21 protein-coding genes are annotated in these 18,242 nt (G+C 31.3%); 6 read left to right on the forward strand and 15 right to left on the reverse strand.

The genetic code is table 11. The annotated features are described in order from the left end of the window. Window positions 1–4: 4 nt before the first annotated feature. The 4 genes from IPK06_09930 to IPK06_09945 all read right to left on the reverse strand — a co-directional run bounded on the left by IPK06_09930 (window position 5) and on the right by IPK06_09945 (window position 4,284). The gene (locus IPK06_09930) at window positions 5–2,290 is read right to left on the reverse strand and encodes a xanthine dehydrogenase family protein molybdopterin-binding subunit (protein MBK7980294.1); all 2,286 of its coding nucleotides are present in this window, start codon (window positions 2,288–2,290) and stop codon (window positions 5–7) included. 13 nt (window positions 2,291–2,303) lie between these two features. Further along, on the reverse strand, window positions 2,304–2,912 hold the full coding sequence (locus IPK06_09935; protein ID MBK7980295.1) for a (2Fe-2S)-binding protein: 609 nt from the start codon (window positions 2,910–2,912) through the stop codon (window positions 2,304–2,306). A gap of 121 nt (window positions 2,913–3,033) precedes the next feature. Beyond that, window positions 3,034–3,957 carry a M23 family metallopeptidase gene (locus IPK06_09940; GenBank protein ID MBK7980296.1) on the reverse strand — a complete coding sequence of 308 codons (924 nt, stop codon included), beginning with the start codon at window positions 3,955–3,957 and terminating at the stop codon, window positions 3,034–3,036. 27 nt (window positions 3,958–3,984) lie between these two features. Continuing rightward, window positions 3,985–4,284 (reverse strand): hypothetical protein, encoded by a 300-nt coding sequence (locus tag IPK06_09945; GenBank protein MBK7980297.1) that lies wholly within the window; start codon window positions 4,282–4,284, stop codon window positions 3,985–3,987. Between the two features lie 392 nt (window positions 4,285–4,676). Here IPK06_09945 and IPK06_09950 point away from each other — a divergent pair, with 392 nt between their 5' ends. The 3 genes from IPK06_09950 (at window position 4,677) to IPK06_09960 (ending at window position 7,942) form a co-directional block, all read left to right on the forward strand. Further along, complete coding sequence (locus tag IPK06_09950) at window positions 4,677–4,958, forward strand: hypothetical protein (protein MBK7980298.1); 282 nt, start codon at window positions 4,677–4,679, stop codon at window positions 4,956–4,958. Window positions 4,959–5,058: 100 nt separating this feature from the next. Continuing rightward, window positions 5,059–7,023 carry a phosphoribosylformylglycinamidine synthase subunit PurL gene (locus tag IPK06_09955; protein ID MBK7980299.1) on the forward strand — a complete coding sequence of 655 codons (1,965 nt, stop codon included), beginning with the start codon at window positions 5,059–5,061 and terminating at the stop codon, window positions 7,021–7,023. Between the two features lie 58 nt (window positions 7,024–7,081). Further along, entirely contained in the window at window positions 7,082–7,942 is an 861-nt protein-coding gene (locus IPK06_09960) for a YihY/virulence factor BrkB family protein (protein ID MBK7980300.1), read from the forward strand. 10 nt (window positions 7,943–7,952) lie between these two features. Here IPK06_09960 and IPK06_09965 read toward each other — a convergent pair whose 3' ends face one another. Next, window positions 7,953–8,408, reverse strand: a complete 456-nt coding sequence (locus IPK06_09965; protein ID MBK7980301.1) for an STAS domain-containing protein — start codon at window positions 8,406–8,408, stop codon at window positions 7,953–7,955. 17 nt (window positions 8,409–8,425) lie between these two features. Further along, on the reverse strand, window positions 8,426–8,617 hold the full coding sequence (locus IPK06_09970; protein ID MBK7980302.1) for a hypothetical protein: 192 nt from the start codon (window positions 8,615–8,617) through the stop codon (window positions 8,426–8,428). Between the two features lie 276 nt (window positions 8,618–8,893). Here IPK06_09970 and IPK06_09975 point away from each other — a divergent pair, with 276 nt between their 5' ends. The 3 genes from IPK06_09975 to IPK06_09985 all read left to right on the forward strand — a co-directional run bounded on the left by IPK06_09975 (window position 8,894) and on the right by IPK06_09985 (window position 10,889). Continuing rightward, the gene (locus IPK06_09975; GenBank protein ID MBK7980303.1) at window positions 8,894–9,085 is read left to right on the forward strand and encodes a hypothetical protein; all 192 of its coding nucleotides are present in this window, start codon (window positions 8,894–8,896) and stop codon (window positions 9,083–9,085) included. 89 nt (window positions 9,086–9,174) lie between these two features. Next, window positions 9,175–9,921 (forward strand): electron transfer flavoprotein subunit beta/FixA family protein, encoded by a 747-nt coding sequence (locus IPK06_09980; GenBank protein ID MBK7980304.1) that lies wholly within the window; start codon window positions 9,175–9,177, stop codon window positions 9,919–9,921. An 8-nt stretch (window positions 9,922–9,929) separates the two neighbouring features. Next, window positions 9,930–10,889, forward strand: coding sequence for an electron transfer flavoprotein subunit alpha/FixB family protein (locus tag IPK06_09985; protein MBK7980305.1), 960 nt, complete (start codon window positions 9,930–9,932; stop codon window positions 10,887–10,889). Window positions 10,890–10,937: 48 nt separating this feature from the next. Here IPK06_09985 and IPK06_09990 read toward each other — a convergent pair whose 3' ends face one another. The 9 genes from IPK06_09990 to era form a co-directional block, all read right to left on the reverse strand. After that, window positions 10,938–11,624, reverse strand: coding sequence for a ribonuclease H-like domain-containing protein (locus IPK06_09990; protein ID MBK7980306.1), 687 nt, complete (start codon window positions 11,622–11,624; stop codon window positions 10,938–10,940). Between the two features lie 16 nt (window positions 11,625–11,640). Then, window positions 11,641–12,090, reverse strand: a complete 450-nt coding sequence (locus tag IPK06_09995) for an acyl-CoA thioesterase (protein MBK7980307.1) — start codon at window positions 12,088–12,090, stop codon at window positions 11,641–11,643. Window positions 12,091–12,149: 59 nt separating this feature from the next. Continuing rightward, the gene (locus IPK06_10000; GenBank protein ID MBK7980308.1) at window positions 12,150–13,178 is read right to left on the reverse strand and encodes an aminotransferase class I/II-fold pyridoxal phosphate-dependent enzyme; all 1,029 of its coding nucleotides are present in this window, start codon (window positions 13,176–13,178) and stop codon (window positions 12,150–12,152) included. A 42-nt stretch (window positions 13,179–13,220) separates the two neighbouring features. Next, window positions 13,221–14,858 (reverse strand): apolipoprotein N-acyltransferase, encoded by a 1,638-nt coding sequence (gene lnt, locus IPK06_10005; GenBank protein MBK7980309.1) that lies wholly within the window; start codon window positions 14,856–14,858, stop codon window positions 13,221–13,223. Next, on the reverse strand, window positions 14,851–15,459 hold the full coding sequence (locus IPK06_10010; protein MBK7980310.1) for a DedA family protein: 609 nt from the start codon (window positions 15,457–15,459) through the stop codon (window positions 14,851–14,853). Before IPK06_10010 ends, lnt begins: the two co-directional genes overlap by 8 nt. After that, window positions 15,459–15,947, reverse strand: coding sequence for a 2-C-methyl-D-erythritol 2,4-cyclodiphosphate synthase (locus tag IPK06_10015; protein MBK7980311.1), 489 nt, complete (start codon window positions 15,945–15,947; stop codon window positions 15,459–15,461). Before IPK06_10015 ends, IPK06_10010 begins: the two co-directional genes overlap by 1 nt. Before the next feature lie 2 nt (window positions 15,948–15,949). Then, entirely contained in the window at window positions 15,950–16,234 is a 285-nt protein-coding gene (locus IPK06_10020; GenBank protein MBK7980312.1) for an acylphosphatase, read from the reverse strand. Beyond that, entirely contained in the window at window positions 16,215–17,141 is a 927-nt protein-coding gene (locus tag IPK06_10025; GenBank protein MBK7980313.1) for a DMT family transporter, read from the reverse strand. Before IPK06_10025 ends, IPK06_10020 begins: the two co-directional genes overlap by 20 nt. Window positions 17,142–17,225: 84 nt before the next feature. Next, window positions 17,226–18,125, reverse strand: a complete 900-nt coding sequence (gene era, locus IPK06_10030) for a GTPase Era (protein MBK7980314.1) — start codon at window positions 18,123–18,125, stop codon at window positions 17,226–17,228. Between the last annotated feature and the right edge of the window lie 117 nt (window positions 18,126–18,242).

Consider the following 18,242-nt stretch of genomic DNA (forward strand, 5'->3'; position numbering starts at 1 on the left):
TTCCTCAATTTTTGTACAGTGCATTTAATATTTTATCCGGAGTAATTGGCAGGCTTTTTATTCTAACACCAATTGCGTTATAAACCGCATTTGCTATTGCTGCCGCAGTTGGAATGATTGCTGGTTCGCCAATTCCTTTAACACCCATATTATTCGCCTGATCGTCCATTTCATTAACAATTATTATTTCTATTTCATCCGGGGCATCCAACATTGTTGGAATTTTATAATCATGCATATTCGCATTTAACATTTTCCCATGATCTTCATCCATAATTCTTTCTTCTGTTAGCGCAAATCCTAATCCCTGCATTATTCCACCGTGGAATTGACTTTCCAAAGTTTGCCTGTTTAATGTTCTTCCGGTATCGTGAGCGGCAACAATTTTTTTTACTTTCACATTGCCTGTCAGAATATCTACTTCAACTTTAGCGAACTGTGCTCCAAAAGTCTGAACCGCAATTCCTTTTATATTTTCTTCTCGTGAACCTTTTGTAAATAAAATTTCGGGATCAACTTGTTTTGCTATATCTTCAATTGACATTATTGTTTTACTATCAGAGTAAAAAATTCCGCTTGAATACTTTATTTCATCTTCATTTTTATTTATGACGGCAGAAACTGCTGAAATTAATTTTTTCTTCATTTTTTCCGCCGCATCCCTAACCGCGGGAGAAATTGAAGGAGCCGTTGTACTTCCTCCGCTTGAAGGTCCAAATGGATAATCTGTATTTCCTAAGTGTACTTTAATTTTACTTAAAGGTAATTCCAAAATTTCAGCGGCTATTTGAGACATAAATGTATAAGTACCTGTTCCAATATCCTGGGTTCCGGAATAGATATTCACCAAACCATCTTTAGAAATTTTCATATTCGCGTGAGCCGGAGGTCCGCCACCTCCCCACCAAATTTGAGAAGCCATTCCAATTCCGGTTTTAATATAGTTGTTTCCATCTCCTGGAATTTTATTACGTTCACTCCAACCTATTTTTTCCGCTCCAATTTTATAAGCTTCCTTCAACATTTTTGAACTATAACTTGCGCCCCAAACTTGATCCTTATCGGCATAATTTTTCAACCTAATTTCCAATGGATCCATTCCTATTTTTTCTGCTGCTTCATCAATTATGGAGTCAAGAGCAAAAGTTCCCTGAACATGTCCCGGAGCTCTGAAAGCTCTTGCTCTGCCGGTGTTTGTGAAAACACTATAATCAATTGTTTTAACATTAGGAATTTGATACATACTTCTAGCCGGCCAACTGCACCCGCCGCCGCTAGGATATGAACCAACATTTGCGATAGAATTATGGCTCAATGCAGTAATTGTTCCATCTTTTTTTAGTCCGATCTTTAATGTTTGTTTTGAGTCAGGTCTGTTACCGACAGAAAGATTCATCTCTTTTCTATCCAAAACTATTTTTACCGGTTTGTTAAATTTTTTCGATAGTATTGCTGCCATTAAAGTATATTTTCCGGCTTCAAGTTTACCGCCAAAACCTCCGCCCATAAATTCTTTTATAACTTGAACATTTTCTTCATTCATACCCAAGGATTTTGCTATGTTGTTTCTAACTTCAAAAACCGCTTGCGTTGAATCCCAAATTTTTAATTTTCCGCCTTCCCAATTAACAACGCTGCAGTGAACTTCTGTTGGATTATGAATTGCAATTTGTGTTGTATATGTATCTTCAATAATAATTTCAGATTGTTCAAAACCTTGATCAATATTTCCTCTTGAATATTCATCCGGTTTTTCTCTGCTGATATTTCCGCTTTCATGAATTTTTAGATTCTCTGATTTTAGAGATTTTTCCGCATCAATTTCAAAAGGTAATTTTTCATATGAAACGATTATTTTCTTTGCCGCTTCTTCAGCAATTTTTTGCGTTATTGCACAAACACAAGCAATTTCATCACCTTCATATCTAACAGTCTGATCAAATAATTTACTGCTTTCACCATACCAATTATATTCTTGTGTGTTTTCAAAAGTTAAAATTTCCAAAACACCATCTGTATTTTTCGCTTTTGATAAATCCAAACTTTTTATTTTTGCGTGAGGAATTGTTGAACGCAGAATTTTTCCAAATACCATATCCGGTAAATTTATATCGTAGGTATAAATTGCTTTTCCGCTTACCTTTTTATATCCGTCGTATCTTGGAATTTTTTTTCCAATAAATTTCAAATCTTTATTTGGAGGAAGTTGTTTATAATTTTCGTCCGAAACTTCGCCAACTTTTTCTATAAAATCTTCTTCGAAAAAAAACTTTGATCTTTTTATTGACATTTTTTCTCCTTGATCAAATTTTACTGCCAATTGCATTTTTTACGGAATCAAAAATTTTGGGATACGCACCGCATCTGCATAAATTACCCGACATGCCGTTTTTTATTTCTTCATCAGTAGGATTTGGATTATTTTTTAATAATGCAACAGCTGAAATTATTTGTCCCGGTGTACAAAATCCGCATTGTAATCCATCATGCTCAATAAATGATTTTTGAACCGTGTGTAACTCATCATTATTCAATAATCCTTCAACTGTAATTATTTCCGAAGCATCCGCATCTAAAGCCAATAAATGACAAGAATAAATTGCTTCATCATTCATTAAAACAGAACAGCTTCCGCATTCTCCTTGATTGCAAACTAATTTTGTTCCTGTCAATTTTAGTTCGTCACGTAAAAATTCTGCTAAGGTTGTATTAGGTTTTATATTTGTTGAAATTTTTTCACCGTTTACAACTAAGGATAACTTGACCTTTCCTTCCATAGATTCTTTTAAATCCTTAGGAAGATTCTTTGCATTTAAATTTGGACTAATTGAATACGCGCCAACTAAACCAACGCTTACTTCTTTAATAAACTTTCTTCGGGATGAGTCTTTAGGATTGTCAGATTTTTTCATATTTCCTCAGTAGCTAACTTTGAAATGCTATGAGAAAATTAAAAATGTAAAGGCTAAATTGCAATATAAATAGTGAAGTAAAAGATGAAATTTGTGAGGAATTTTTAAATTATCGGGTGAGCTATATTTCGTTGAATATTTCTAAATCTTCAAAAATAAAATTTCGCGGATTTAATGAAACTCCTTTATGTCTTACTTCATAATGAAGATGTGGTCCAGTTGTCAATGTGCCCGTATTTCCGCTTAGAGCAATTAGTTCGCCTCGTTTTACGGTTTGTCCAATTTTAACATTAAATTCGGATAAATGACCATATAATGTTTCATAACCAAAACCGTGCGTAATTTTTATAACTTTGCCATAACCGCCGAGTTGACCAACAAAAGTTATTTTCCCGCTACCCGGTGCATAAACCTTTTCACCGATATTTGCTATAAAATCTAAGCCGTAATGCATTTTATTCTGCATCAAAATTGGGTGAAGTCTCATCCCAAATCTATCACCGATGGGACAATTAACGGGACGAACTGCAGGAATTGTTTTATATAAATTCTGATTTTCTTTGTACTTGTTTTCTATTTCTCCAAAGTTTATTCTTTCAATCTTTAATCCGGTTTCAATTTTATTAACAACATCAAGAATAGAACTTAATTTTAGATTATTCCTTTTCACTGAAGCAAATTCACTCTCAAATTCCGATCCGCCGATTCCGTAATTTTTATAATCTTGATTTAACTCGGGTAAATTTACAGCAATCCGTAAATTGCTTGATTCGTCTGCTAATTTATCAAGTTTTGATGACAATGCGATGTACTTCTTTTGAAGAAGTTCAAATTCATTTTCCAACAAATTATCATCCGTAAAATTTTTTAAACGATCATTATTACTCGAATAATTAAGAACGATTTTGCTGCTAGTAAAAAAAGTTATTGTTGCAGTCAAGAATACGATAAAAATTATAAACAACGCAGCTTTAGAAAAAACATTTTCAACATTCACCAGTTTTTGTTTTTCTGATGAATAATAATAAATTTTATTTATCTTCATTTTTAGCGCGTGATTAAAATTTGCTTTTTAATTAATTACGGAAAGATTTCTCTTTTCCATTTCGTTCAGAAGAGTGTTGTAAATTTTAGAATCTTCCAACCATTTTTGCGGACTGCAATTTCTAAGATAATTTTTTTTGTTTTTTATATCTTGAAAAAGGGAGATATCGTAAATAATTGCTCGCTTTTCCTGCTTATCTAACTTTCTCAACTTCTCTTTATATAAATAGTTAAAAGTATTTTTCAGAAAATAATATGAACATACAAGCTGCGCATTATCGAATTTCGAAATATCCTTTGATGTTTTTTCTAATTCAACCAAATACATTTTGTCTCTGAAATTTATTTTATCATTTTACATTTAAGCATAATTTGTGCCAAAAATCACATTATCCTAAAAACAATGTGCTTTGAACAATTGTTTACAACATATTGCTTTTCATAGATGGATAAATTGGTGCAAATATTATTTACAGAAATTATAAATTGTTGGTAATTTATTTATTATTAGGGAGTTACGAGGTTTAATAAATAATTCTTTTGCAATTTTTTTTTCATTGTTTAATATGTAGCAATTTAATAAATCATAATTGCTTGTTTGTGATTGGCATCATTTCATTGAGTTTTTATTTCAATAGATTTGAGTCAAGAAATATGTTTCATTTAAAAACTTAACGTGTATTAAGAAAAAACATTTTTTTGAAACAAATTAAAACACTTATGCAAAATAAAGAAATAAATACAAAACAAATTGAAGCAAAAACAGAGAGTTTTACTCAAAAAATTTCTTCAATTACAACCGAAAGAAAAATTATCAACTCATTTAAAAGCGGAATATTTGCTTTTAGCGTTGTTCTAGTACTTTGCTCAATGTTTAAAGTTTTAGCTGTAACTGCCAAATCTACTTCTAATTTTGAAATTACCGGAAATGATCTAATTTTTTCATTTTGGGCATTTATTGTCATTTCATTTATAGAAATCTCACATTATTTTAAATCGTAAATAAATTTATTCATTTTCCCAAGTCCGTTTTTTCTTCATCTAAGCTAAAAAAAATTTATCTTTACACTTTAATTCTAATCAAATCTAAAAAAATCATTTTATGAATGAACCAAAAGTAACTTTAGAGCTTGCAAAAGAGCATGGCTTAACAAAAGAAGAATTTAATAAAATTTGTGAAATATTAGGCAGAACTCCAAATTATACCGAATTAGGAATTTTCAGCGTAATGTGGAGTGAACATTGCAGTTATAAAAATTCAATTGCTTTGCTGAAAACATTGCCAAGAAGCGGAAAAAAATTACTCGTTGGCGCTGGCGAAGAAAATGCCGGACTTGTAGATATCGGAGATGGTCAGGCAATTGCTTTTAAAATAGAAAGCCATAATCATCCTTCCGCAGTTGAACCTTACCAAGGCGCAGCAACCGGTGTAGGCGGAATTTTGCGCGATATTTTTACAATGGGAGCCAGACCAATTGCGGCTTTAAATTCATTAAGATTTGGAAAACTTACAAATCCAAGAACCAAATTTTTATTTGAAGGAGTTGTTAAGGGAATTGCGGACTATGGAAACTGTTTTGGTGTACCAACAGTCGGCGGCGAAGTTTATTTTGATGAAGTTTATCAAGGAAATCCCTTAGTAAATGCTATGGCAGTAGGGATTGTTGATACTGATAAAACTGTTTCGGCAATAGCAAAAGGAAAGAATAATCCTGTAATGATCGTTGGCTCCGCAACTGGTAGAGATGGCATTCACGGAGCAACATTCGCTTCGGAAGAAATAAGTGAAAAATCTGAAGCTAAAAGACCTTCTGTTCAAGTTGGGGATCCATTCACAGAGAAATTACTTTTAGAAGCTACTTTGGAAATTATCAAAAAAGATTTGGTTATTGGAATTCAAGATATGGGTGCCGCGGGAATTTCCTGCTCAACTTCAGAAATGAGCGAAAAGGGAAAATCCGGAATGAATATTAATTTGAATAAAGTCCCTCTGCGTGAAAAAACTATGACAGCTTATGAAATTATGTTGTCTGAAAGTCAAGAAAGAATGCTGTTACAAGAAACATTCCTTAAGGTATTTTCATCACCAAATATTGCGTCAAAAAAATGGGTCTATCAGCAATATGATTACATGGTTAGAACAAATACTGCTGTTGGTCCGGGCTGTGATTCGGCAATTGTTAGAATTAAGGATACTAAAAAAGCTATAGCTATGCAGACAGATTGCAACGGCAGATATGTTTATTTAAATCCAAAAAATGGAGCAAAAATTGCAGTTGCAGAATCCGCAAGAAATATAGTTTGTTCAGGCGGTAATCCCCTGGCAATTACAAATTGTCTAAATTTCGGAAATCCTTACGATCCTGAAATTTATTGGACATTCAAAGAATCAATTGAAGGAATGGGCGAAGCATGCAGATTTTTTGATACTCCGGTAACAGGCGGAAACGTAAGTTTTTACAATGAAAGTCCAGAAACAACCGTTTATCCTACTCCAGTAATTGGAATGATTGGTTTAATAGAAGATGTTGATAAAATAATGACTTCATATTTTAAGAATGTAGGCGATAAAATTTATGTGATTGGTGAAGATTTTGAAGAAATTGGCGGCAGTGAATATTTAAGTGTAATTCATGGATTGGTAAAGGGAGATTCACCAAAAATAAATTTAGAAATTGAAAAAGAATTACATAGCACAGTTTTAAAATTGATTGATGAAAAATTGATAAATTCCGCACATGACATTTCTGATGGAGGAATTATTTCTGCATTGGCTGAATGTTGTATTATCAATAATCCCAAATTAATTGGCGCAAAAATTAATATCCCAATTAAAACAAGAGCCGACTTTTCACTTTTTTCAGAGTCGCAAGGTCGAATAATTGTATCGGTAAATCCAAATTTTGAAAATGAATTTTTAGAAATTATAAAAAAATCAAATTTACATTTTAATCTTTTGGGGATAACAGTGGAAAAGAATTTTGCTGTTAATTCAATTATTGATGTTAAAATTGAAGAACTCGCAAAGCTTTACTATGAATCAATACCTAGATTGATGAATGAGTAAATTCAAATTTTTGCGATTGATTGGAAATTATTTCACATTCAATCGTTATAGAAAAATTTTGCAATTTCTAAACCATTATGTTATTGGTTTATTAAAAAGATTAGATGAGCACCATATTTTTTTGGCTGGAGCCGGAATAGCATTTTCACTAATACTATCAACAATTCCAATTTTACTTTTACTTTTTGCTTTACTCGGAAAATTCATCGATCCTTTGACAATTCAGGATAATATTTCCAAAATTATTACTACAATGATTCCATATCCCGAATACGCAGAATTTATTAAAATTGCTATTTTAAAAAGAGTTCCGGAAGTTTATCAATATAGTACTACCGCATTTTTTCTTGGGGTAATTGGTTTGTTCTTTACTTCAACTTGGATTTTCAGCAGTATGAGAACCATATTGAACGAAATTTTCGGTTATGATAAAACAAAGGGAATTATTTTCGGATTGTTAAGAGATTTTGGAATGGTTTTACTAGTAATTGTAATGATTTTGGTTTCCACATTTGTTTTACCGTCAATCAACATATTTATAACAGCTACTGAGAATCTGAATTTTCTTGTAAATTTTAAGGTCGATAAAATTGTTCATGCCATATACTCGTTAACTTCCGTAATTGTTGTTTTATTTCTTTTCTTCTTATTTTATTTATTAATCCCATATTCAAAATTGAATAAAAAAGCTGTTTTTATCGGTGCGTTATGGGCAACAATTTTTTGGGAATTGGCAAGATTTTTATTCGGTTATTACGTAGAGAATTTTTTACAAACAAATCAATTTTACCAAGCGTTTTTGCTTGTTATTGTTTTATTGTTTTGGCTTTTTTACGCTTCAATCTTATTCTTAGTAGGAGCAGAAATAGCACAACTTTATATAGAAAGAATGAAACTGGGGGGAGATCAAACTTTCTAATTTTCTTAAATTATGCCTTTTCTGCTTCGCTTATTGAGTTAAAGACCTTAAAAACTTTATCCAAGCCGGTTGCTGAAAATATTGGCAATCTGTTTTGATTATTATAGACTATATAGAATTTTTTCCCCATAGCTTTAGTTCTTTTAACTCCGGCAACTAAAACACCAAAAAAAGAAGAATCCACAAATTCACAAATATTTAGATCAACAATTATACTTTTATTATCTTCTGCAATTGTTTTGTCTAAAAAGGATTTAAAACTGGACGCTTCACGTAAAGTCGCCCTTTCAAAAAGAATTTTAACAATTGTAAACTCGAAAGAAGATTTAGAATCTTTTTCAAAGAAATTTGAAAATTCTAATTTATTTCCAAGCAATGAACTGCCCTCTATAATAAATCTGTTCTTTAATCTATTTTGAAATTGGTCTAACGAATTGTTTTCGTTTTTCTCCTGGAAATTCACCATTTCTTCCTCTAATTTAATTAAATTTTTTCTAGTTCTCTTAATTTCTGAATTACCATTATTCTATCATCTTGATCTTCGATAGAATCTGCTATAACATGAACTTTACTTTCGCCAGTTTGATTTCCGGTTTTATCTAACTTAACTTCTAAAATGCTGAATTCATTTCTAATTAAGTAATCTCCAGCATTTCCTTTAATTGTTATACTCATTTTTGCTCCATTTTTACTTGCAATAAGTAGAAAATGGGTAGACCTCACAGTGATTTAAAACAATATTTTACTTATCCCTTTCTCTTTATTCGCTTAAAAACGTATAGGTATTAATCGGATTTTTTTTGATAAAGTTAAGTTTATAAATGTGATACAAAACACAAAATAAAAAACTTAGTCCTATTACTTTGAAACATTAAGAAACAGATCGTAAAAGTAGATTTTATTCAATTGCATATTGATTCAAATTTTAATATCTTTGATTAGGAGGAAATGGTGTCACAATATATTAAAAATCCAATCTCACATCCTGAATGGGATCCTTCAATGGGAGACTTTTTTTCAAAGCGGGTTTTTGAAGAAGATAAAATTCATTTAAAAAACCTAAATAAAAAAAGAATCTTTATTAGCTCTTTAGTTGTTGCACACTTTTTATTGCTAACAATCGTAGTCGTTTATTTTTCATAAATACTTTTTTTATTTTTCTAAATCTATTACTTTATTAGTACCAAAATTTATACTATTTTTGGAACATTTCGGTATAAATTGGAGGTACAATGAAAATAGCTGTCTGCGTAAGTCATGTTCCTGATACAGCAACAAAAATTAAAATTGGAAACGACGGAAAATCGATCGATCCCACCGATGTAACTTACATTTTAAATCCATATGATGAATTTGCTATTGAAGAAGCATTAAAGACAAAAGAAAAAGTCGGAGGTGAAGTTGTGATAATTTCACTTGGACAAGATTCATCAAAAGAAACAATTAGAAAAGCACTTGCTATGGGTGCCGATAGCGGAATATTATTAAAGGACGAAGGAAATAGAGATTCTTTAAGTTTAGCAAATGCACTGGCATCAGAAATTAAAGCTCAAGGCGCTGAATTAGTTTTCTTTGGAAAACAAGCCGTTGATTTTGATAATTCCATAACCGGTCAACTAACCGCTGAAATTCTAGGTTACAATAGTGTAAGCGTTGTAATTTCTTTTAATTTGGATGGAAATAAAATAATTGCGGAAAGAGAAATTGAAGGCGGAAAAGAAGTTGTTGAAACTTCAGTTCCCGCGGTTATTACTTGCCAAAAAGGTTTAAACGAACCAAGATATGCCTCATTGAAAGGAATAATGGCGGCAAAGAAAAAAGTAATTGAAGAAAAAAATGCTGCAAATTTTGAAAATAAATCAGAAATAATTCAAATGAATAAGCCTCTTGGAAAGCAAGCCGGTAAAATCCTTGGCAATGACTCAAGTGCCGTAAAGGAATTAGTTAGATTGCTGAAAGAAGAAGCTAAGGTTATATAGGAGGCGAAATGGCAAACAAAATTTTAGTTGTATTAGAACAAAGAAATGACGAAATAAAGAAAATTTCTTTTGAAGCCGCAAAAGCAGGTGCTGACCTTGCGTTAAAATTGGGCTGTGATGTTGAAGCAGTAATATGTGGAAATGAAATTTCTGATTTAAGTAAAATTGGAAATTTTGGCGTTAAAAAAGTTACATTGCTTAAGAATGAATCACTAATTAATTATTCTACCTCAGCTTACACAAAAGCAATTTATGAATTTGCAAATGAAATTAACGCCGATATATTAATTTTAGGAAATACTTCATTAGGAAAAGATCTTGCTCCACATTTATGCGTTAAATTAAATGCCGGAATTTCAATGGACTGCATTTCTTTAGATTTTAAAGAAGGAAATATTATTGCTACACGACCAGTATACGCCGGAAAAGCTTTGGTTGAAGTTAAAATAAATTCCGATAAAAAAGTATTTGTGCTTAGACCAAACGTATTTAATCCCGGAGAACCGAGTAACGATACTTCTGAAGTTAATGTTAAAAATATTGATTCACCAGATTTATCAGTAAAAGTTATTGAAATTAAAAAAGCCGAAGGTAAACTTGATGTTGCCGAAGCTTCAATAATTGTTTCCGGCGGAAGAGGAATGAAAGAAGCCGCAAACTTCAAATTGGTTGAAGATTTAGCTGAAGTTTTAGGTGCCGCCGTAGGAGCTTCGCGTGCGGTTGTTGATGTGGGCTGGAGACCACATTCAGAGCAAGTAGGTCAAACCGGGAAAACCGTTTCACCAAATCTTTATGTTGCTTTGGGAATTTCCGGTGCAATTCAGCATTTAGCTGGAATGCGATCATCAAAATGTATTGTCGCTATAAATAAAGATGCCGATGCGCCAATTTTCCAAGTAGCCGATTATGGTATAACCGGAGATGTTTTTGAAGTTGTTCCTGCATTGATTGAAGAATTGAAAAAATAATTAATACAAACCTCCAAGGTTTTAAAACCTCGGAGGTTTTTAATTTAACTAAATATTCAAATACTCATCCCAAATTTTATAAATTTCAAAAGTAGCTTTTACATCTTCACTACAATAAACAGCAATATCCTTTATCTTACCGGCTTTGTATAATTCCTTTATTTCCATGCCCGTTATTCCTTTTGATTTTGGTGATGTAATTCCAAATGCATGGCAATAAAAGTCTAAATTAAATTTTCTAGTAATGCCGTAAAAAGTGAATTGGTCAAGTAAATCAATATGATTTGTAATATTATATCGGTTACTTATTAAATTTATTGATGGTTTAATATTCAGCATTGCCGATCGAAGCATTAGAAAAGGAATATCAAAATTTCTACCGTTAAAAGTTATTACTTTATCAGTTTTTGTAATGTATTTCCAAAATAATTTTATCAGTTCGGTTTCAGCTAATCCTTGATAAGTAACTTTCTTTTCTATATTCGTCCAAATTTCTACATCGTTCGAATTATATAAAATAAGCGTACCTTCTGTAATTGTATTTAGCAACCCTATTGATATTATTTTTGCAGTAAATGGGTAAAGACTTAGATAACGCTCAGCTTCTTCAGTCTTTACTTTTTTTATGTGATCGTCATGTTCTTTTTCAGCGTATCTTAACAAAAATTCCTGCTGTGATTCCGAAAGATTATCTATATCAAAACCAACTGTTTCAATATCAATTACGATCCCCATTGCGCCCTCCTAGTATTTAGGAATTATTGATTTCTTTTTCCCCCTCAAAATTTTGAACTGCATTATGAAATTCTTCCGGTAATAAAATACTTTTCTTTGTGTTCTTATTTATATGAACCAAAACTCCGCGTCCTTCAGCAATATTTGTTTTGTCTTTTTCCCTATAAATAAAATGCTCAAAAGAAAAACTGCTTTTAGAAACATTTTCAATTTTTGAATAAACTGTCAACTCATCATCAAGGTAAGAAGGACTTAAATAATTTATTTCGTTTCTTGCTATAATAACGAAAGAATCCCCGACTAAAAAAGAATTAAACTTATACTCTGACGATAAACATTGCAAATATTTAATTCTTGCATCTTCAAAATAATTTAAATAAACTGCATTGTTGCAAACACCAAGCATATCAACTTCATGGAATTTTACAACTTCAAAAATTTTGTGTTTATAGTTTTTTCCATTCATGTTATAAATTTTTATAAAATCTAATAAAAAAATTTATCTAGTAACTGACCTAGAACAAATTAAAAAACTTTATCAATAATTTTGCATGCTTCATAAATATCATCAAAACTTACATCCAAATGAGTAACTGCACGCAATGTTCCAATTTGTCCGACAGAGAAAAGTAAATTATTTTCTTGGCAAATTTGCAAAGATTGTTCCACGCTTTTCTCTAATGGTTTAAATATAATAATATTTGTTTCAACTTCTTTATTTATTAATTCAAACTTTCCGGTTTTAACTAAATGTTCAGATAGGATTTTTGCTTTTTTATGATATTCAGCTAAACGTTCAATATTATTTTGCAGAGCGTAAAGTCCCGCCGCAGCTAATATACCTGCTTGACGCATTCCTCCACCCCACGCTTTTCTTACTCTAAAAGCTTCATCAATAAATGCTCGTGTACCAGCAATAACCGAACCTACAGGTGAGCCCAATCCTTTAGAAAGACAAACCGATACTGAATCAAAATATTTTGTATAGTCGGAAACTTTTATCCCGGATGCAACAGACGCATTCCATAATCTTGCGCCATCTAAATGGAATTTCAAATTATATTTTTTTACGAGTAACTGAATGTTTTCAATTTCTTCCAAAGTATAAACTGTTCCGCCGGCTCTGTTGTGCGTATTCTCAACTTCAATAACTTTTGATCTCGGCATATAATAGGCACTGAGGGGTCTAATTAAAGGTTCTACCAATTCAGGTTTTAGAATACCTCTTTCTGCTTTAATTGGATAAAGTTGAATTCCGCTTAATGCCGCGGGTGAACCGGATTCGTATTGAAAAATATGGGCATCCGCTTCACATATTACTTCATCTCCAGGATTTGTATGAACATTGAGACAAATTTGGTTCCCCATTACTCCGCTAGGTACATATAATGCGGATTCTTTGCCCAGTATTTCGGCTGCAAATTCCTGTAGTTTATTTAAAGTCGGATCTTCTTTAAAAACATCATCGCCAACTTCAGCTTCGTACATGGCTTTTCTCATTCCTTCAGTAGGACGAGTTACTGTGTCGCTTCTTAAATCAATATTTTTTTTCATAATTGTTTTAATATTCCAAAATATATTTAATAAAGAATAAATTTATTTTTTTCTTAAAATAAGCCTTGCAGTTATAGAATAAATGAGTGCAAAAATTGATAATGCAATACTAATGAAAGGCATAATTAATGGATGCTGCGTAAAAAATGTTTTATCATTTCTTAATTCAACATCACCGACTAAAACTGTTTTAGTAAACATTTTTGTTTTAGAAAGAGTTTTACCTATTGGATTTATAATGCAACTAATTCCACCATTTGCTGCCCTAACTAGCGATCTTTTATTTTCAACCGCGCGTAAAACATGTATCTCTTTATGCTGATAAGGTCCGCTAGAATTTCCATACCAACTGTCATTTGTAACAACGCTTATAAATTCAGCGCCTTTATCTACAAAAGACGAAATAAAATCGGGATATATTGCTTCAATACAAATTACACCGCCAATATTAATTTTCTTATCATTTATTTTTGCCGCATATACTAACGTATCTGTTCCGGTATTCCAGCTTGATATTCCAACATTCCATTTTATCCAATTACCAAGAATCGGCAAGATTTCTATCAGCGGAACTTTTTCACCAAAAGGAACTAGTTTAATTTTTCCATATTGTTCAACTTTTTTATTCGGTGAAAAAAATAAAATAGAATTATAACTTGTATAAAAATATTTACTGTTCTTAATCGGTTTGGCATCTTTAGGAGCCTTAAGCGAATCATTATAAAAGTTTGCGTGCGGCATACCCGATATTATTGGAACATTAATGCTGTCAACAAAATTCTGTACGCGGAGTGCTTCTGCTTTATAGTTGTCCGTCATTAAATAAACGGGTAAAGCCGTTTCCGGCCAAAATATTATTTCCGCACCATTTTCAATTGCTTGTTTGGTTAGATCGAAATATAAATCAATTTGAGTATTTAAATTTCCAATTTCCCACTTTTTATTAGGATTCAGGTTTGGTTGAATTAGACCGACTTTTACGCGATTTGTACTTTCTTGATAATTATTAACTTTTAACATTCCATAGATAATTGGGATTAACAGAATCAATAAAAACAGAATCGCATATTTACAACTGCATTTTTTATTTTCGCTGTATTTAACAAAAAACTTATAAGCAAAAATATTTGTATAAATAATTATTACTGTGAGACCATATGACCCAACGATATCAGAAATTTGAATATATGAATTAAAATATGGAACGGCATTACTAATTGAAAGCCATGGAAATTTAAAATCAGTTATGGAATAAATATATTCATAAAAGAGCCAAAACCATGGCAGCAAAAAAAGTGCATAATTTTTATTTATGTATTTTCTTGATAAATAATAAAGCGTTGAAGGAATTAAAAAAGTTATTGGATTAAAAAACATGAGTATCGAACCGGAAAGCATTAAAAATGGATCCGCGTCTTTTGTCCAGCTTCCAACCCAATAAATTGTTCCTAGATTAAAAAAGAAAATAGTAAAGTAAGTAAATCTGTTTACCTCGGCTAGAGTTTTTCTTTTCTCAATAACAAATAAATATGGAACAAAACCAATAAATATTAAAAAGGTTAATGGAACCGGAGGAAAAGATAACGCAAGTAATATTCCCGATAATAAACCCAGCAACAGTTCTATTTTATTTTTCTTCCTTTGTTCTGGAGTTTTGTATGATCTAAAAAGTTTAAGCATTTTTCTTTTTTCGTAAAAAATATCTTATAACAAAAAATAATATTACAACAACAGTTAATGCCATTCCAACATTTGAATAAGTAGTTAAATAATAATCAATTAACGGAATATTATTACCTAATGTCATTCCTAAAGAAATTATAATTAAATTCCAGGCAAAAGCACTAATCAAAGCATATATAAAAGTTTTGAAAACATGAAGTTCGTGAACCCCGGAAAAAAAACTAATTACCGATCTAGTTCCGGGCATGAATCTATTTGCAAGAATTATTTTATAACCGTATTTAGTAAACCATTCGTCAGTTTTCTGAATTGCTTCCGGACTTATAAATTTCAATTTGCCCGACCTAATTACTTTTTCGCTTAAAAAATATCCAACATAATACATAAGAATAAAACCCAACGCGCTGCCAAAACTGGTAATTATTAGCAGCGGAACAAAACCCAATGCTGTTGAAGCAATAAGCGAGGCGCCAACCACAACAACAACATCGCTTGGAGATGGCGGAAATACATTTTCAATAAATGAAAAAAAGAATAAAATTATATAGAGCCAAGAAGCGTCTAATGTACTGAGATAAGCAATAATTTCTTCTAACATCAATCACCTAAATTGTTGTAGATCAAAACAGTTGAATAAGCTTGCGCGCCTTTTTCCTGACCAACAAATCCTAATTTTTCCGAGGTTGTTGCTTTTACTGATATTTGATCAATATTTACATTCAAAATTTCCGCGATTCTTTTCCTTATCGTCAAAATATGATCTTTCAATTTCGGTTTTTCCATAACAACTGTTGAATCTATATTGGAAATTTTATAACCTTTTTCTTCTAATAGTTGGTTTACATTTCTTAACAATATTTTACTGTCAATATTTTTGTAAGCGGGATCAGTATCCGGAAAATGCATGCCGATATCGCCCAAAGCCAATGCGCCTAGTAAAGCATCGCAAACTGCATGCAGCAATACATCCGCGTCTGAATGACCGAGTAATCCTTTTTCAGACGGAATTTGAACTCCGCCCAAAAATAATTTTCTATTTTCAGAAAACGCGTGAACATCATATCCAAAGCCTGTTCTGAATTTCATCATTATCTCCTAATTTCAAAAGTGGAAAATTCACCGGTAAAACTTTGCCAAGAAATTTTAATATCTCTAACATCAGCGTGCATTGGTCCGACTTTTAATTTATTATATAGCGCTTCAATTTGATATTTCTCACCTTCCGCAACAGTTAAGACCGATCCATCATATTGATTTTTCGTATAGCCGACCAAATCTAAATCCAAGGCATTTCTTAAAACAAAGTATCTGAAACCAACACCTTGTACTAATCCGGTTACTATTATTTGAGCGCTAAACTTTTGATTTGCCATTTTTCATAATTAAATTTTCATACAATTCAGAAACAAACAAACCCAGCATAATCAAAGCGGCTCCCAAATATCCAAAATTAGTTATTTTTTCTTCTAATATAAAGAAAGCAAAAATTGCGGAAAAGATCGGTTCAAATGAAAAAATAATTCCAGCCTTTGCCGGTGTAACGTCTTTTTGATATTTTGTTTGAAGCGCCGTAGTTATCAATGTAGCAAAAATGGAAGTATATAATATTCCTCCAAGTAAATTTTTTGTAATATTAATTTTTAACGGCTCTAAATTTAATCCCGAAAATATAATCGAAAACGCTAAACCTAAAACAGCGGTGGTAATAATTTGAAGAAATAACAAAATCCAGAATTCATGTTTAACAGTTTCAATATCCAAATAAATTATATAAATGGCAAAAAAGAACGCGCAAATCAAAGTCAATCCATCACCTAAATTAAAATTTGTGGCGACATCATTGAACAAATTAAATATTGAATTTCCCCCGCTTGATAAAAACGCTATTCCTATCATAACCAATATTGAGCCAATAATTACCCCGTTCGTTGGCCTTTTCTTTTCGATTATTGTTTGAAGAATTGGAATCATAATTACCGTTGTGCCGGTAAAAAATCCGGATTTAGTTGCGGAAGTATATTTCAATCCAACCGTTTGAACGGCAAAACCTATAAACAACAAAATTCCAAGTAAAGTACCGGCTTTAAAATTAAGCTTTGTAATTTTTTTATTAATTACAAATGGAAGCAAAATAACTCCGGCAATAAAAAAACGAATTGAAATAAAAACCATAGAAGAGATATCTTTTAAGGATTCTTTAACAATTACAAATGTCGCGCCCCAAAGAAGTGTTATAAGCAGTAAAATCAATTCTGATTTATATTTTTGTTTGGAGTTCATAAATTAAAATAATTGGGGTGTCAATTTATGCTAAATATGATTTATTTGTACCTATTAAGAGTTTTATGATTTTTCAAAATATATTTAATTTGTATATCCAAAATTCTTCAGCATATTTTCATCCTTACGCCAATTTGCTTTTACTTTTACGTTTAATTCTAAAAATATTTCTCTCATTAAAAATTCTTCTATGGATTTTCTTGAAAGTGCGCCTAATCTTTTAATTGACGCGCCTTTTTTTCCCAATATTATTGGTTTTTGCGATTCTCTTTCTACAATAATTGAAGCGGAAATAAAGTCTTTTCTGTTTTCCCTTTCCAAGAATTGATCAATAACAACTTCAACAGAGTAAGGAATTTCATCTTGAAAAAGCTCGAAAACTTTTTCCCTAATTTTTTCTGTAACAAAAAATCTTTCATGTTCGTCAGTCAATTGATCTTCAGGATAAAACTTAGGATGTTCCGGTAAAATTTCTATAATTTTTTTTATTAAAAGATCTACATTATAATTTTCTATTGCAGAAATAGGGATTACGCAATCAAATATATTTTCTTTTTCAAAAATCGCAATTGAACTTTTTATCTTCTCTTCGTTTGATAAATCAATTTTATTCAACACAAGAATTTTATTCTGCTTTTTATTAGAGATAAATTTCTTAATATTTTCTTTTTCAAATGATTTTAACTCACTATCAATATTTTGGGAGTCTATCATAAAAACAATTACATCAGCTTCTTTAACCGAAATATCAATGTAATCAAGAAGTTTTTCTTGAAGCAAATATTTTGGTTCTAGAATTCCGGGTGTATCAAGAAACACTATTTGAAAATCTTTTTCGTCTAAAATCCCCAATATTCTTTTACGCGTTGTTTGAGGTTTATTCGTAATAATTGAAAGATCCTCGCCAATCAGTTTATTCATTAAGGTTGATTTACCAACATTCGGTTTACCGACTATTGTTACAAACCCGGATTTAGTTTTCATAATTGATTTTTAAATTTGATTTGTAAAGATAAGCAAAATTGTTTTGGAAATATTCCAAATAAGGCGGGAAGTTTTCTAATTATTTGTTTACTCAGCTAAACAATAAATCCATAATAT

Source organism: Ignavibacteriota bacterium (assembly GCA_016713565.1).
Lineage (GTDB): Bacteria > Bacteroidota > Ignavibacteria > Ignavibacteriales > Melioribacteraceae.